Annotated in this window: 14 protein-coding genes; 4 read left to right on the top strand and 10 right to left on the bottom strand. The window is 45.5% G+C overall.

The annotated features are described in order from the left end of the window. Positions 1-9: 9 nt before the first annotated feature. Positions 10-891: a zinc ABC transporter substrate-binding protein ZnuA gene (znuA, locus tag VER99_RS04095; RefSeq protein WP_020336309.1), complete on the bottom strand. Its 882-nt coding sequence runs from the start codon at positions 889-891 to the stop codon at positions 10-12. Positions 892-969: 78 nt separating this feature from the next. On the opposite strand from znuA, the gene znuC reads away from it, so the two are divergent. Next, a complete protein-coding gene (gene znuC / locus VER99_RS04090) occupies positions 970-1,755 on the top strand; it encodes a zinc ABC transporter ATP-binding protein ZnuC (RefSeq protein WP_014231155.1) in 786 nt (261 codons plus the stop codon). Next, a complete protein-coding gene (gene znuB / locus VER99_RS04085; protein WP_020336308.1) occupies positions 1,748-2,533 on the top strand; it encodes a zinc ABC transporter permease subunit ZnuB in 786 nt (261 codons plus the stop codon). Before znuC ends, znuB begins: the two co-directional genes overlap by 8 nt. Before the next feature lie 128 nt (positions 2,534-2,661). On the opposite strand, the gene sucD is transcribed toward znuB, so the two are convergent. From sucD to sdhC, 8 genes are all read right to left on the bottom strand, one after another. Then, entirely contained in the window at positions 2,662-3,534 is an 873-nt protein-coding gene (gene sucD, locus VER99_RS04080) for a succinate--CoA ligase subunit alpha (RefSeq protein ID WP_014231153.1), read from the bottom strand. Continuing rightward, on the bottom strand, positions 3,534-4,700 hold the full coding sequence (sucC, locus tag VER99_RS04075) for an ADP-forming succinate--CoA ligase subunit beta (protein WP_014231152.1): 1,167 nt from the start codon (positions 4,698-4,700) through the stop codon (positions 3,534-3,536). Before sucC ends, sucD begins: the two co-directional genes overlap by 1 nt. Positions 4,701-4,894: 194 nt before the next feature. Then, the gene (gene odhB, locus VER99_RS04070) at positions 4,895-6,100 is read right to left on the bottom strand and encodes a 2-oxoglutarate dehydrogenase complex dihydrolipoyllysine-residue succinyltransferase (protein ID WP_014231151.1); all 1,206 of its coding nucleotides are present in this window, start codon (positions 6,098-6,100) and stop codon (positions 4,895-4,897) included. 28 nt (positions 6,101-6,128) lie between these two features. Continuing rightward, the gene (gene sucA / locus VER99_RS04065) at positions 6,129-8,954 is read right to left on the bottom strand and encodes a 2-oxoglutarate dehydrogenase E1 component (RefSeq protein ID WP_020336307.1); all 2,826 of its coding nucleotides are present in this window, start codon (positions 8,952-8,954) and stop codon (positions 6,129-6,131) included. Positions 8,955-9,123: 169 nt separating this feature from the next. Next, complete coding sequence (locus tag VER99_RS04060) at positions 9,124-9,834, bottom strand: succinate dehydrogenase iron-sulfur subunit (RefSeq protein ID WP_014231149.1); 711 nt, start codon at positions 9,832-9,834, stop codon at positions 9,124-9,126. A 14-nt stretch (positions 9,835-9,848) separates the two neighbouring features. Continuing rightward, the gene (sdhA, locus tag VER99_RS04055; protein WP_014231148.1) at positions 9,849-11,615 is read right to left on the bottom strand and encodes a succinate dehydrogenase flavoprotein subunit; all 1,767 of its coding nucleotides are present in this window, start codon (positions 11,613-11,615) and stop codon (positions 9,849-9,851) included. Beyond that, positions 11,616-11,960: a succinate dehydrogenase, hydrophobic membrane anchor protein gene (sdhD, locus tag VER99_RS04050; protein WP_014231147.1), complete on the bottom strand. Its 345-nt coding sequence runs from the start codon at positions 11,958-11,960 to the stop codon at positions 11,616-11,618. Next, positions 11,954-12,346, bottom strand: coding sequence for a succinate dehydrogenase cytochrome b556 subunit (gene sdhC / locus VER99_RS04045; RefSeq protein ID WP_014231146.1), 393 nt, complete (start codon positions 12,344-12,346; stop codon positions 11,954-11,956). The genes sdhD and sdhC overlap by 7 nt, the downstream gene beginning before the upstream one ends. 394 nt (positions 12,347-12,740) lie before the next feature. On the opposite strand from sdhC, the gene VER99_RS04040 reads away from it, so the two are divergent. Next, positions 12,741-14,030 (top strand): citrate synthase, encoded by a 1,290-nt coding sequence (locus tag VER99_RS04040; RefSeq protein WP_020334027.1) that lies wholly within the window; start codon positions 12,741-12,743, stop codon positions 14,028-14,030. A 75-nt stretch (positions 14,031-14,105) separates the two neighbouring features. Here the strand turns inward: VER99_RS04040 and VER99_RS04035 are convergent, their stop codons facing one another. Continuing rightward, complete coding sequence (locus tag VER99_RS04035) at positions 14,106-14,864, bottom strand: Nif3-like dinuclear metal center hexameric protein (RefSeq protein WP_014231144.1); 759 nt, start codon at positions 14,862-14,864, stop codon at positions 14,106-14,108. A 149-nt stretch (positions 14,865-15,013) separates the two neighbouring features. Here VER99_RS04035 and VER99_RS04030 point away from each other — a divergent pair, with 149 nt between their 5' ends. Then, entirely contained in the window at positions 15,014-15,766 is a 753-nt protein-coding gene (locus tag VER99_RS04030; RefSeq protein WP_020334024.1) for a DUF1853 family protein, read from the top strand. Positions 15,767-15,852 lie beyond the last annotated feature (86 nt).

Genomic DNA, 15,852 nt, shown 5'->3' with positions numbered 1-15,852 from the left:
ACCCTATAACTATTTGTTGCCTAAACACTGCTCGAAGCTATCTGCCATACCTGACAGAAAAGTGAAGTAACTTCCCGGTTTAGATTCAACTGAGCTGCCTAACGGATCTAACTCACCTTTAGCCACATTACTGCCACGCATTACGCTTTCAACGACTGCTGGGGTAAATTGTGGTTCCGAGAACACACAGGCAACATCTCCAGAACTGAGCGCTTTACGTATTTCAATCAATGTTTTTGCACCTGGCTTGCGGTCTGGACTTACAGTAAAGGCACCAAGTTGATTCAGTTGATAGCGCTGTTCAAAGTAGCCGTAAGCATCATGAAATACAAAATAGCCTTTATCTTTTACTGTATCGAGCTTGCGCTTAATTTCACTATCCGTTGCGGCTAATTGCGCTTCGAAATGAGAAAGGTTTTCTCTATATTTATTCGCGTTAGTAGAGTCAATCTCGATAAGCTTTTCCGCCAATGCGTTAGCGACTTGTTTGACTGGTTCAACGCCAAGCCAAAAATGCGGGTCGTAAGAGCCATGGTTATGCCCGTCGTGATCATGATTGTGCTCATTATCAAATTCACGTAATGATAAATTAGGGATATCACTGATCGTCATTGTATTGGCTTTTTCTGCCACGACTTTTTCAAGAAAAGGCTCTAAGTCATGTCCGTACCAAATGACCAGATCAGCTGAGGCGACTTTCTTCACGTCTGAAGGACGCAGAGCGTAATCATGCGGGGAAGTATTTGACTGGAGCAATACCTCTGGCTCCGTCACGCCTTGGGTTAGCTCTGCCACCACCAATTGAATAGGTTTTATACTGGTAAGCACTGTCACCGCCTGCGCAGGTAACGTTAGCATTGCCAAAGCAATAAGAATTAAAGCTCTTTTCATAGTTTTACTTGGGATATCGAGTGGAAAGTGCAATAATGTTACATTATAACATTATTGATTTGCAAACGAGTTTCATTCATGTCCTCATTAGTCCATCTGGAACACTTATGCGTCGAATTCGATGAGCGCAAAGTTCTGGACAACATCAGCATGGAATTAACCAAGGGTAAAATAACGACCCTGATTGGCCCCAACGGCGCTGGGAAATCAACTCTAGTAAAAGTCATTTTAGGGCTCCAGAAGCCAACTAGTGGGAAATTATCTAAAAAAAAGAAATTAAAAATTGGTTACGTCCCACAAAAGTTAAAGCTCAATGACTCTTTACCATTAAATGTCACTCGCTTTTTAAATTTGGCAGGCAAATACAGCAAGCAAGAGTGCATTGATGCACTGAGGCTTGTCGGAGCTGAACACCTAATCAGCAGCAATATGCACAGTCTGTCTGGTGGTGAAAATCAGCGTGTCCTCCTCGCACGAGCTTTGCTTCAGCGTCCTGAGCTTCTTGTTCTTGATGAACCCGCTCAAGGTGTGGATATTCAGGGACAAATCGACCTGTATGATCTAATAGAGAGCATTCGTCACCGCTTTGATTGCGCTATTTTTATGGTTTCCCATGATTTGCATTTAGTGATGGCTAAAACTGATGATGTGATTTGCTTGCATCACCACGTTTGCTGCTCCGGCTCTCCTGCGACAATTACCCAAGATCCATCTTACATCGCCTTATTTGGCAATGCGGGTAGAGAATCACTAGCCTTTTATCATCACGACCATCATCACCATCACGATCTGTCCGGTGATCCGGTTTCCGGTGATGCATCATCTTGCGCCAAGCATAACCACGGACACCATCACCATGATTGAGTTTCTTCTCCCCTCTATTCTTGCCGGTATTGGCATCGCAATTATCGCAGGGCCATTAGGCTCATTCGTCGTCTGGCGAAAAATGGCCTACTTTGGCGACACACTAGCCCACGCCTCTCTAATGGGTCTGGCGCTAGGTTTTTTGCTTAATGTGAACATTTACCTGGCTCTACTCGTGTGCTGTTTGGCGCTCGCCGTACTGCTGGTAACGCTACAAAAACAACAATTGGTCGCCACTGACACCTTACTCGGTATTCTGGCGCACAGCTCACTATCAGTAGGCTTAGTATCGGTTAGCTTTCTGGATAACGTGCGCGTTGACTTGATGAGTTACTTATTTGGTGATTTGCTCGCTGTTTCATTGCAGGACTTGATATTTATTTATGCGGGTGTTGTTGCCGTTAGTGCATGTTTATACATTTTCTGGCGCCCATTGCTATCGAGCACAGTCAGCGAAGAGCTTGCTGCAGTAGAAGGTGTGAATACCGATCTTGTGCGTCTGGTACTGATGTTGATGGTAGGTGTTGTGATTGCAGTGGGCATGAAGTTTGTCGGTGCGTTGATCATGACATCACTGCTTATTATCCCAGCGGCAACGGCTCGAAAACTGTCTTCCACACCAGAACAGATGGCGCTGTTTGCCTCCATTATCGGTTCGATTTCTGTATTGATGGGGTTAAGCCTGTCCTGGCACTTTGACACACCAGCTGGCCCTTCCGTTGTGATAAGCGCAACTTCGCTGTTTATGCTAAGCCAAATCATCCAACGTAAAGCATAAGAATGTTGTCTGTTTGAGTTTGATTATTGCGAAGTTTCACTTGCTTTACTTGTTTTCATTCTTAACCAAACTCCACGATCAAAAAAGCCTGGCAATTGCCAGGCTTTTGTATTCTAACAAGTTGGAAATTACCAGCCTGTTACTTCGCGTAGACCTTTACCGATCTCTGCTAGAGATTTAACTGTCTTAACGCCAGCTTCTTCTAGTGCCGCGAACTTGTCTTCAGCAGTACCTTTACCACCAGAGATGATCGCACCAGCGTGACCCATACGCTTACCTGGAGGCGCAGTTACACCAGCGATGTAAGAAACAACTGGCTTAGTCACGTTCTCTTTGATGAACGCTGCCGCTTCTTCTTCTGCTGTACCACCGATTTCACCGATCATTACGATCGCTTCAGTTTCTGGGTCTTCTTGGAACAGTTTCAGGATATCGATGAAGTTTGAACCTGGGATTGGGTCACCACCGATACCAACACACGTAGACTGACCGAAGCCTTCGTCTGTCGTTTGCTTAACTGCTTCGTAAGTAAGTGTACCAGAACGAGATACGATACCCACTTTACCTTTCTTGTGAATGTGACCAGGCATAATACCGATCTTACACTCATCAGGAGTGATAACACCCGGACAGTTAGGACCGATCATGCGAACGCCAGTTTCTTCTAGCTTCACTTTTACGTCGATCATATCTGTTGTAGGGATACCTTCCGTGATAGTTACGATTAGCTCGATACCTGCGTCAATCGCTTCTAGGATTGCATCTTTACAGAAAGGTGCTGGTACGTAGATTACTGTCGCTGTTGCGCCAGTTGCTTCTACTGCTTCGCGAACTGTGTTGAATACAGGTAGACCTAGGTGAGTTTGGCCGCCTTTACCTGGAGACACACCACCAACCATTTGCGTACCGTATGCGATAGCTTGCTCTGAGTGGAAAGTACCTTGACCACCAGTGAAACCCTGACAGATTACTTTAGTGTCTTTGTTAATTAATACAGACATTATTTAGCCTCCGCAGCAGCAACAACTTTCTGAGCAGCATCTGTTAGCGACTCAGCAGCAATGATATCAACATCAGAATTAGCAAGAACTTCGCGACCTAGGTCTGCGTTAGTACCTTCTAGACGAACAACAACTGGTACGTTTACACCTACCTCTTTAACCGCACCGATAATACCTTCTGCGATCATGTCACAACGTACGATACCGCCGAAGATGTTTACTAGTACTGCTTTCACGTTGTCATCAGATAGGATGATCTTGAATGCTTCTGCAACACGTTCTTTAGTTGCACCGCCACCTACGTCTAGGAAGTTAGCAGGTTTGCCGCCGTGTAGGTTTACGATATCCATCGTACCCATTGCAAGGCCAGCACCGTTAACCATACAGCCAACGTTACCGTCTAGTGCTACGTAGTTCAGTTCCCACTGAGCTGCGTGCGCTTCACGCTCATCTTCTTGTGATGGATCGTGCATTTCACGAAGTTTAGGCTGACGGTATAGTGCGTTTGAGTCGATGTTGATTTTGCCATCAAGACATAGCAGATTGCCTTCGCCAGTAACAACAAGCGGGTTGATCTCTAGTAGAGCAAGGTCGTACTGAGCGAACATCGTGCCAAGACCCATGAAGATCTTAACGAATTGTTTGATTTGGTCACCTTCAAGACCAAGTTTGAACGCAAGCTCACGACCTTGGTAAGCTTGTGGGCCTACTAGTGGATCGATTGCTGCTTTGTGGATTAGCTCCGGAGTTTCTTCCGCAACTTTTTCGATTTCCACACCGCCTTCAGTAGAAGCCATGAAAACGATCTTACGGCTAGCACGGTCAACTACCGCGCCTAGGTAAAGTTCGTTTGCAATGTTTGATGCTTCTTCAACAAGGATTTTTGTAACAGGCTGACCATTTGCATCTGTTTGGTAAGTTACTAGGTTCTTACCTAGCCACTTTTGCGCAAACTCTTTTACGCCATCTTTTGTATCGTGTAGCTCTACGCCGCCCGCTTTACCGCGGCCACCAGCGTGAACCTGACACTTAACGACTTTCTTAGCTGTACTAATACGGCCTGCTGCTTCAAAAGCTTCTTGTGGTGTATCACACGCGTAGCCTTCTGGCACAGGTAAACCGAATTCTGCAAACAGCTGTTTGGCTTGGTATTCATGCAAATTCATTTCGATATTCCGTTTGTTTTTTCCCAAAGGGATTTATTATTTCCATAACGCTGCAGTCTTGGCTGCTTGTACGTCTGTAGGGTCTTCTCAAATCAATCACTTAGTGATTCAGATGAAGGCCAGACGTCGAGCTAGTCTAGCCATTGAAATTTTTAACGTCTAGCTACGCAAGGCAACTAGACGTTTTAGCGATATTAAACGTCTAATAGGAGACGTGCTGGATCTTCTAGTAGCTCTTTAATGGTTACTAGGAAGCCAACTGACTCACGACCATCGATTAAACGGTGATCGTAAGATAGCGCTAGGTACATCATTGGCAGGATTTCAACCTTACCGTTCACAGCCATTGGACGCTCTTGGATTTTGTGCATACCAAGAATCGCCGATTGCGGTGGGTTGATGATAGGCGTAGACATTAGTGAACCGAACACACCACCGTTAGTGATAGTGAAGTTACCGCCCATTAGCTCATCTACTGTTAATTTGCCGTCACGACCTTTAATCGCTAGCTCTTTGATACCTTTTTCGATATCAGCAAAACCTAGCGTGTCACAGTCTTTCAGTACTGGAGTTACCAGACCACGTGGCGTAGATACCGCCATGCTGATGTCGAAGTAGTTGTGGTAAACGATATCATCGCCATCGATAGACGCGTTTACTTCTGGGTAACGTTTTAGCGCTTCAGTTACGGCTTTCACGTAGAAAGACATGAAGCCTAGACGTGTACCGTGACGCTCTTCGAACTGGTCTTTGTACTGCTTACGAAGATCCATGATTGGTTTCATGTTCACTTCGTTAAACGTCGTTAGCATCGCTGTGCTGTTTTTCGCTTCTAGAAGACGGTTAGCAACAGTCTTACGTAGGCGCGTCATCGGTACGCGTTTTTCACTACGTGCCGCTGCAGGAGCTTCAACTACTGGCGCTTCAGCTTTTGTTGCAGCTTTTGCGTTTGCTAGGTGTGCTTCAATGTCTTCACGAGTGATACGACCGCCAACACCAGTGCCTTTCACTTGGCCAGCTTCTAGGTTGTGTTCAGCCAGAAGACGACGAACTGCTGGGCTTAGCGCATCATTGCTCTCTTCAGTAAGTGCCGCTTTGTGACGCTTATCTGGAGATGCTTGTGTACCTTCCGTTTTATCTGCTGTTGGTTCACCAGCAACTGCACCCGGCTTGATTTTAGCCAGAAGCTGTTTTGAAAGTACCGTCGCACCTTCTAATTCAACAATAGCTTCTAAAACACCAGCTTCCGGAGCTGGTACTTCTAGCACTACTTTATCTGTTTCGATATCAACCAGTACTTCATCACGCTCAATAACGTCGCCTGGTTGTTTGTGCCATGTCGCAACGGTTGCATCTGCAACTGATTCAGGTAAATCTGGAACCAGAATTTCAATTGTCATATCTGTTTCTTCCTTTAACTTCTAGTTCTTAATTCGAAGTTTTTGAGTTCACGTTCAGAGCGTCTTCAACCAACGCTTTTTGTTGTTTCAAGTGCACCGACATGTAGCCAACTGCTGGCGAAGCAGAAGCTGGGCGACCTGCGTATTTAAGATCTGCACCTGCAGGAATAGCGGCACGGAAGTTATGTTGACTACAGTACCAAGCACCTTGGTTCTGAGGCTCTTCCTGACACCACACAAAGTCTTCAACATTTGTGTATTGAGCAATAGCGGCTTGTACTTCTTCCATCGGGAATGGGTAAAGCTGTTCAATACGCACAATTGCGACATCTTCTTGCTCGTTGTTGCGACGCTGCTCAAGTAGGTCGAAGTAAACCTTACCAGAACAGAATACAACGCGTTTCACTTTGCTTGCTTCCAGATTATCGATTTCTGGAATAGCCGCCTGGAAAGTACCTTCTGCAAGGTCTTCGATAGTAGACGTACAAAGTGGATGACGAAGCAATGATTTAGGAGACATTACAATCAGTGGTCGACGCATTGGGCGTACAACCTGACGTCGAATCATGTGGTAAACCTGCGCTGGAGTTGAAGGAACAACTACCTGCATGTTTTGCTCTGCACACAACTGTAGGTAACGCTCTAGACGCGCAGATGAGTGCTCAGGACCCTGACCTTCATAGCCGTGAGGCAGAAGCATCGTTAAGCCACATAGACGAGCCCACTTCTGTTCACCAGAAGAGATAAATTGGTCGATAACAACTTGAGCGCCGTTCGCAAAATCACCGAACTGTGCTTCCCAAATCGTTAGGCCGCCTGGCTCTGCGGTTGCGTAGCCGTATTCAAACGCCAATACCGCTTCTTCTGACAATACAGAGTCGAATACCTGGAAAGGACCTTGCTTGTCATGAACGTTTGCTAACGGAATGTATGTGCTTGCGTCTGTTTGGTTGTGAAGAACCGAGTGACGGTGGAAGAAAGTACCACGACCCGAGTCCTGACCAGAAATACGGATACGCTTGCCATCGTCAACCAAAGTTGCGTAAGCCAGTGTTTCAGCCATACCCCAGTCAATCGCTTTTTCACCAGTCATCATTGCCAAACGGTCGTTGTAAAGCTTGTTTACTCGACTTTGTAACTTATGACTTTCTGGGTACTGACATAGACGAGTACCAAGTTCAACCAAACGTTGTTTGTCGTATTGAGAGTCCCATTGCATGTCCCACTCGTGACCTAGGTATGGAGACCAGTCAACAGAGTGCAATGCCATTGGACGCCACTCTTTCACCACAACTTCACCGCGGTCAAGCGCATCACGGTATTCGTTGACTAACTGAGTTGCAGTCTCAATATCTGATTCGTTTTTGTCGATCAAAACATCGGCGTAAAGCTTACGTGGTGTTGGGTGTTTCTTGATCTTTTGGTACATCAAAGGCTGAGTTGCATTTGGCTCATCTGCCTCGTTGTGGCCATGACGGCGGTAACATACCAAGTCAATAACTACATCACGTTTAAACTCGTTACGGTAATCCAATGCGATACGCGTAACAAACGCAACCGCTTCTGGATCATCAGCATTAACGTGGAAAATCGGTGCCTGTACCATCTTAGCGATATCAGTACAGTACATGGTCGAGCGAGTATCACGTGGGTTAGATGTCGTGAAACCTACTTGGTTGTTAACAACAACGCGAACCGTACCACCAACGCAGAAACCACGTGACAGAGACATGTTGAATGTTTCCGCAACCACGCCCTGGCCAGCAACAGCTGAGTCACCGTGAATAGTGATAGGAAGAACTTTACTGCCTTCTTTATCACCCAAACGGTCTTGACGAGCGCGCACAGAACCGATAACCACTGGGTTTACGATTTCTAAGTGCGATGGGTTAAATGCTAGCGCTAAGTGAACATCGCCACCCGGAGTCGCGAAGTCGGCAGAGAAACCTTGGTGGTATTTAACGTCACCCGTTCCCCACGTTTCATCATGCTTGCCTGCAAATTCATCAAACAGATCTTGTGGTTTCTTACCGAGTACGTTCACCAACATGTTCAAACGACCACGGTGTGCCATACCAATAACCACTTCGCGCATGCCACTGTTACCTGCATGACGGATCAATTCTTTGGTCATTGGGATAAGCGCGTCACCACCCTCTAGAGAAAAGCGTTTTGCACCCGGGAATTTTGCGCCTAAGTAACGCTCAAGGCCTTCAGCTGCTGTTAGCTCTTCTAGGAAAGTACGTTTCTCATCGTTGTTGAATGATGGCTGGCCTACGACAGACTCAAGACGTTGTTGAATCCAACGCTTTTGCTCTGTGTCAGTCATGTGCATGTATTCAGCACCGATGGAACCACAGTAAGTTTTTTTGAGGGCTTCGTAAATGTCTCTCAACTTCATGGTTTCTTGCCCAATAGCAAAAGAACCTACGTTGAAAGTTTCTTCGAAATCTTCTTCGGTAAGATTATGAAATGCTGGATCCAACTCAGCAACGGTTGGACGTTGCCATAGACCTAGTGGATCTAATTCTGCAGCCTCGTGTCCGCGGAAACGGTATGCGTTGATTAGCTGTAGAACTTTTACTTGTTTTGCATCGACATCTGGGTCACTAACTTGGACATTGTAATGCTTTGTTTCTTGAGCGAGTCGTCGGAAGTAGTCACGGACACGTGAGTGCGGCTGTTCTGCCACTTCTTTTGAAGGCTTAGGCAAGCCATCAAAAACACGTTTCCACTCCTCACTTACCAGATCGGGATCACTTAGATACAGTTCGTAGAGTTCCTCTACATACGTTGCATTGGCGCCAGCCAAGTGTGAAGACTCGAGCCATGCCTTCATCACGCCGTTGTGCATATTTTCCCTTAACCAGTAGTTTTCACGTTTGCTTCGGTCTACGCCGAGCTATAAATAGCCGACTTAAAAAATCGGCAATTTTAATATTCGTCTACTCGAGTTATGCAGTTGCAGCGCAGTGATGGGGTTTACTTTACACAACACTGCAACTGGTTCATCTACGAGTAAATTACACCGAGCGATTTACCAGCATCGACTTGATATGGCCGATTGCTTTCGTCGGGTTAAGTCCTTTCGGACAAACACTTACACAATTCATGATGCCATGGCAACGAAAAACGCTAAATGCGTCATCAAGATCAGACAAACGTTCATCTGTTGCCGTATCGCGGCTATCAATTAACCAACGGTAAGCCGCTAGAAGACCTGCAGGACCGATGAATTTGTCCGGGTTCCACCAGAATGACGGACAAGAAGTTGTACAACATGCACACATGATACATTCGTACAAACCATCTAAATGAGCACGGTCATCTGGTGACTGCAGATTCTCACGAGAAGGTGGTAATGCACCATCATCGATCAAGAATGGCTTAACTTTCGCATAGTTATCATAGAACTGCGTCATGTCAACAATAAGATCACGTACCACAGGTAGACCTGGTAGTGGACGAATTACGATCTTGTCACCTTGTAGTGCAGACAATGGTGTGATACATGCCAAGCCGTTTTTACCGTTCATGTTCAGGCCGTCAGAGCCACAAACACCTTCACGGCATGAACGACGGAATGCGATGCTTGGATCTTGCTCTTTAAGCAGAATCAACGCATCCAGAACCATCATGTCTGAGCCTTCTTCTACATCAAGTGTGTAGTCTTTCATGTAAGGCTTAGTGTCTACATCCGGGTTGTAACGGTACAAAGAGAAGTTCAGTTTCATAGTCATATCCTCCCTTAGTATGTACGTACTTTCGGCGGGAACGCGTCACGGTGTACTGGCGTCATGTTAACATCACGCTTAGTCATCGCTTCAGTTTCCGGGTTGTAGATTGAGTGGCATAGCCAGTTCTCGTCATCACGATCTGGGAAGTCGAAACGAGCGTGCGCACCGCGGCTTTCCGTACGGTAGTTCGCAGCAACTGCTGTTGAGAACGCTGTTTCCATCAAGTTATCTAGCTCTAGACACTCAATACGCTGAGTGTTGAACTCTGAAGACTTGTCCGCTAGGTGAGCATCTTTTAGACGTTCACGGATAACTTTAAGCTCTTCCAGACCTGTTGCCATCGCATCACCTTCACGGAATACCGAGAAGCTGTTTTGCATGCAGCTTTGCAGATCTTTACGGATTTGTACTGGATCTTCGCCACCTGTGCTGTTTTCCCAACGCATAGTACGCGCCAGAGAAGCTTCGATGTCAGATTCAGTTGCAGGACGAGCTTCAACTTGGGCTGCAAGTGTTTCACCAAGGTGAAGACCTGTCGCACGGCCGAATACCACCAAGTCTAGTAGTGAGTTACCACCTAGACGGTTTGCACCGTGAACCGATACAGAAGCGATTTCACCACAAGCGAATAGACCTTGAACTTCCGCTTCGCTGCCATCAGCAAGCTGTTTAATTGCTTGACCAGAAACCTGAGTTGGAACACCACCCATCATGTAGTGACAGGTTGGGATTACAGGAATTGGTTCTTTAACTGGATCAACGTGTGCGAATGTACGAGACAGTTCACAGATACCAGGTAGACGTGACTCAAGCACTTCTTTACCAAGGTGATCCAGTTTCAGTTTAATGTGTGGACCCCATGGGCCATCGCAACCACGACCTTCACGGATTTCGATCATCATTGAACGCGCAACCACGTCACGACCAGCAAGGTCTTTCGCGTTTGGAGCGTAACGTTCCATGAAACGTTCGCCGTCTTTGTTCAGAAGATAACCACCTTCACCACGACAACCTTCTGTTACAAGAACACCTGCGCCAGCGATACCCGTCGGGTGGAACTGCCACATTTCCATATCTTGCATCGGAACGCCCGCACGTAGAGCCATACCAACACCATCACCAGTGTTGATGTGTGCGTTAGTTGTTGAAGCGTAGATACGACCTGCACCACCAGTAGCAAGAATGGTTGCTTTTGATTTGAAGTAACAGATTTCGCCTGTTTCCATACAAATCGCTGTACAACCCATGATCGCGCCATCTTGGTTTTTCACCAAGTCTAGTGCATACCACTCAGAGAAAATGGTTGTCTTGTGCTTAACGTTTTGTTGGTAAAGCGTATGAAGAAGCGCGTGACCTGTACGGTCTGCCGCTGCTGCTGTACGTGCAGCCTGCTCACCACCAAACTCTTTTGACTGACCGCCAAATGGACGCTGATAGATAGAACCATTGTCAAAACGAGAAAATGGAAGACCCATTTTTTCTAGTTCGATAACAGACTCAGGACCATTCTTACACATGTATTCGATAGCGTTTTGGTCACCAATGTAGTCAGAACCTTTTACGGTATCGTACATGTGCCACTGCCAATCATCCTTATGCGAGTTACCTAGAGCAACGGTGATACCACCCTGCGCAGATACTGTATGAGAACGAGTTGGGAATACTTTAGATAGCAAAGCACATGAAAGGCCTTGCTCTGAAATTTGTAGTGCAGCGCGCATACCTGCACCACCAGCGCCGATTACTACGGCGTCAAACTCACGAACTGGAATAGACACTTACGCACCCCACAAAATAAATAGACCAGAGAAGACATAACCGAATAGAACGGCAATAACACCAAGTTGTAATGCGCCACGAAGTTTCGCGCACTTAATATAGTCGGTGAACACTTGCCACATACCAACCCAAGCGTGAATCAGTACAGAAACAAGAGCCAACATGGTGAATACTTTGGTGAAAGTGCCACCAAAGAATTGGGTCCAAGATGCGTAAGAGATATCTGAGAATGCACAGAAGCTAACCAGATAAATCGTGTATAGAGTCATAATGATGGCAGTAGCACGAATCAGTAGGAAATCGTGTACACCGTTACGACCAAATGAAGAAACGTGTTTTACCATACCATTATCCCCGCCAATAGTGACAATACTGCAGTCGCACCAAAAGCAGCTTTCGCGCTCATCGTGCCTGAATCTAGCTCTTCAAAGTAGCCTAGATCCATCATCAGGTGACGGATACCACCAGCAATGTGATATGCAAGTGCAGTTAAAATGCCCCATAGGATGAATTTTACGAAGAAGCTATCGACGATATCGGCGGCTTCCATAAAACCCATTGGGGATGACAGAGAAATGGACAGTAACCAAAGTAGTATACCTACCGCAACAAACGTGATTACCCCGGACACACGGTGCAGGATGGATGCGATTGCTGTGATAGGAAAGCGGATGGTCTGTAAATCTAAATTAACAGGTCTTGACTTTCTTTCTTTCACGGGCTTGCTCACTCAGCTCCATTGAGCATTTATTGTTATAACCAATTTCAGCGTCCAAATGTACAAAAGTTAACATTTATTTAACAGATACGACCGATAATCACCGAGAATACTGTAAACAAGTTGTTAACACCGGGAGCCATCACCAAACCTCACACTTTGTTATAGCCCCGAATTTATAAGGATTTAACTAAAATTTTCTTTGCCAATATACGGCGAGCAACATTCTAATACAATTGGTGTAACAAATTATGCTACATAGAACAGATTTTTAACGATTTTCAAAGAAAAAATCATAACAAGTGCACACAAAGATGTAGAAAAATTGACTTTACGCCTTAACAACAGTAAAAACATTGCACACAAACATCCTGGACGGATTAAATAATAAACAAAGGAGATTGTTATGGCGGATAAGAAAGCGACCCTTCATGTTGAAGGCAAAGCGCCAATCGAACTGCCAATTATGGAAGGTACTTTAGGTACTCCTGTAATTGATGTTCGTAAACTAGGAGCTAATGGTTACTTTACTTTTGACCCTGGTTTTCTTGCCACTGCATCTTGTGAATCATCAATCACATATATCGATGGCGGCAAAGGTATTCTTTTGCACCGCGGTTACCCGATTGATCAATTAGCCAATAACGCAGATTACCTAGAAGTATGTTACATCCTTCTTTATGGTGAAGCCCCTACCCGAGACCAATACGAGCAATTCAAGAAAACCGTTACTCGTCATACTATGGTACATGAGCAAATCGCAAGCTTTTTCCACGGCTTCCGACGTGATGCTCACCCAATGGCGGTAATGTGTGGCGTAGTCGGTGCATTAGCAGCCTTCTACCACGATTCGCTCGATATTAATAACGACGAACACCGCGAAATTGCGGCGTACCGTCTAATTTCGAAAATGCCTACACTGGCGGCAATGTGTTACAAATACTCTATCGGCCAGCCATTTATCTACCCACGCAACGATTTAAACTACGCGGAAAACTACCTACACATGATGTTTGCAAACCCATGTGAAGAGTATGAAGTGAACCCTGTCGTTGCACGTGCTATGGATAAAATCTTTACACTTCACGCGGATCACGAACAAAACGCGTCAACATCAACAGTACGTCTTGCTGGTTCTTCTGGCGCTAACCCATTTGCATGTATTGCCGCTGGCATTGCATCTCTTTGGGGCCCAGCGCACGGTGGTGCTAACGAAGCATGTCTGAAGATGCTGGAAGAAATCGGCAGCGTCGATAACATTCCAGAGTACGTAGAACGTGCGAAAGATAAAGATGACCCATTCCGTTTGATGGGCTTTGGTCACCGTGTTTACAAGAACTACGATCCACGTGCAACAGTAATGCGTGAAACGTGTCACGAAGTTCTTAAAGAGCTAAACATCCAAGATCCTCTACTAGACGTAGCGATGGAACTTGAGCGTATCGCTCTTTCTGATGAGTACTTCGTTTCTAAGAAACTGTACCCGAACGTAGACTTCTACTCAGGTATCATTCTTAAAGCGATTGGTATTCCAGTATCAATGTTTACGGTTATCTTCGCTCTATCTCGTACCGTTGGTTGGATTGCTCACTGGAACGAAATGCACAGCGATCCACTAAACCGCATTGGTCGTCCTCGTCAGCTTTACACTGGTGAGGCACAACGTGAATTTTCTCCGCTTCATGAGCGTGAATAATCACTGAGTGAAATGCTAAAAAAAGGGTTGAGATGTGAATCTCAACCCTTTTTTATTTTTTCTTATAGTTCTGCGCTAGACCGGATTATCAATATCCACAAACTCGACTTGCAAACCGTACTCATCGGCTAACCACTTACCAAGCGCTTTAATACCGTAACGCTCTGTTGCATGATGTCCGGCGGCGAAGTAATGAATGTCCATTTCTCTCGCAGTGTACGTTGTGCGCTCAGATATTTCACCGGAGATAAAGGCATCTAACCCGTGCTGCACGGCCAATTCAATAAAGTCTTGCCCGCCACCGGTGCACCACCCTACGGTCTCAATCATTTTATCTGCATTTTCTGGTGCAATATGCAGGGGTTCTCTCTCAAGTACTTGATTGATCTTGCTCGCAAAATCAGCACCTGACATCGGCTTTTTCAAACGTCCATACATCGCGACTGACTGCGGATGACCTTCTAGGCCGCCTTCAACGTCAATTTCCAACAATTTTGCCAGCTCAGCGTTGTTGCCAAGTTCAGGGTGAATATCAAGAGGAAGATGATAACCGTACAAATTAATATCATTTTTAATTAAACTGCGGATTCGCTTTCCTTTCATACCGCGAATTGGTTCAGGTTCACCTTTCCAGAAGTATCCATGATGGACAAGCAATGCGTCAGCATTAAGTTCAACTGCTTTATCGATCAAAGCCTGTGAAGCCGTAACACCAGTAACTATGCGGTTTACGGTTGGAATCCCTTCTACCTGCAGCCCATTCGGTGCGTAATCTTTAATTAACTGTGGTGATAGTTTATCGTTAAGAATCTGTTCTAGCTTTAAGTTATTCATCATCACTTCCAATTTCTAATGCATGTTTAAAGTGTATATCGAACCTAGATACTGATGCCAGACATCGTGTCCCCATCGTTGGCAAATTTCGTTACAATAATACTGCTTCGTCACTTTATTGCTAAAGCTAAGGGTTAAAAGGAAACGGGATGAATCAATTGCAACGCTTTTATGATTGGATCGCAACATCGCCACCACTTTTCCAATTGCGTCCACCATTTGCAACACTTGAAGATTTATCCGTAGCGCCGTTATGCGAATCTGAACAATATAGTGGTAATCCAAGACTGGGCTTTTTATATCAGCATTTGTGTACTGCTGTGCTTTCTCATTCCGAACGATACCAAGTTGTCGCAGAGGAGATTCAACTCAATGACCACACTGGAAGAACGATTGGTGCAGTGGATTTAGTGTTGCAAAATACGGAGTCAGGTCAGTTGGAACATTGGGAAGTTGCCATTAAGTTCTACCTGCTTCATCAAGGCGTTTGGTACGGCCCCAATGCCCATGATCAATTACATAAAAAACTGGATAGAATGCTGACTCATCAATTAAAAATGAGCGAAAGGCCTGAATTCCAGCAAATTCTCCCACTAGATACACCACCAAAAGAGCGATTGCTGATGCAAGGCCGTCTCTATATTAATCCGTTTTCTTCGGAGACAACGCCAACGGAGTGTTTGGGTTATGAGCTTAATGCCTCTCAAATAAGCGGATATTGGTGCTACCAAAGTCAATGGGACTTGATTCCAAAGCCGCTTTATCATCTGAGCAAACCTTGTTGGGCGATGGGTACCGATGACTTTTCCCACCCTATTGAGAAACCGTCGGGCCGATTTGAGCATGCACAAACTGAAGATGGTGAGTTCTGGTTTATTGTACCGGATCACTGGCCAAACTAGCTTTGAGGCGCTGAACGCTATCTTCTTTAATCTATGAAAAATCAAAATAAAAAGGGTTGATGCTTACACATCAACCCTTAGCTTTA

The sequence above is a fragment of the Vibrio natriegens NBRC 15636 = ATCC 14048 = DSM 759 genome, assembly GCF_035621455.1.
Taxonomy (GTDB): domain Bacteria; phylum Pseudomonadota; class Gammaproteobacteria; order Enterobacterales; family Vibrionaceae; genus Vibrio; species Vibrio natriegens.
Note: the sequence above shows the minus strand (reverse complement) of the source record. Positions and strands in the feature narration are given on the sequence as shown.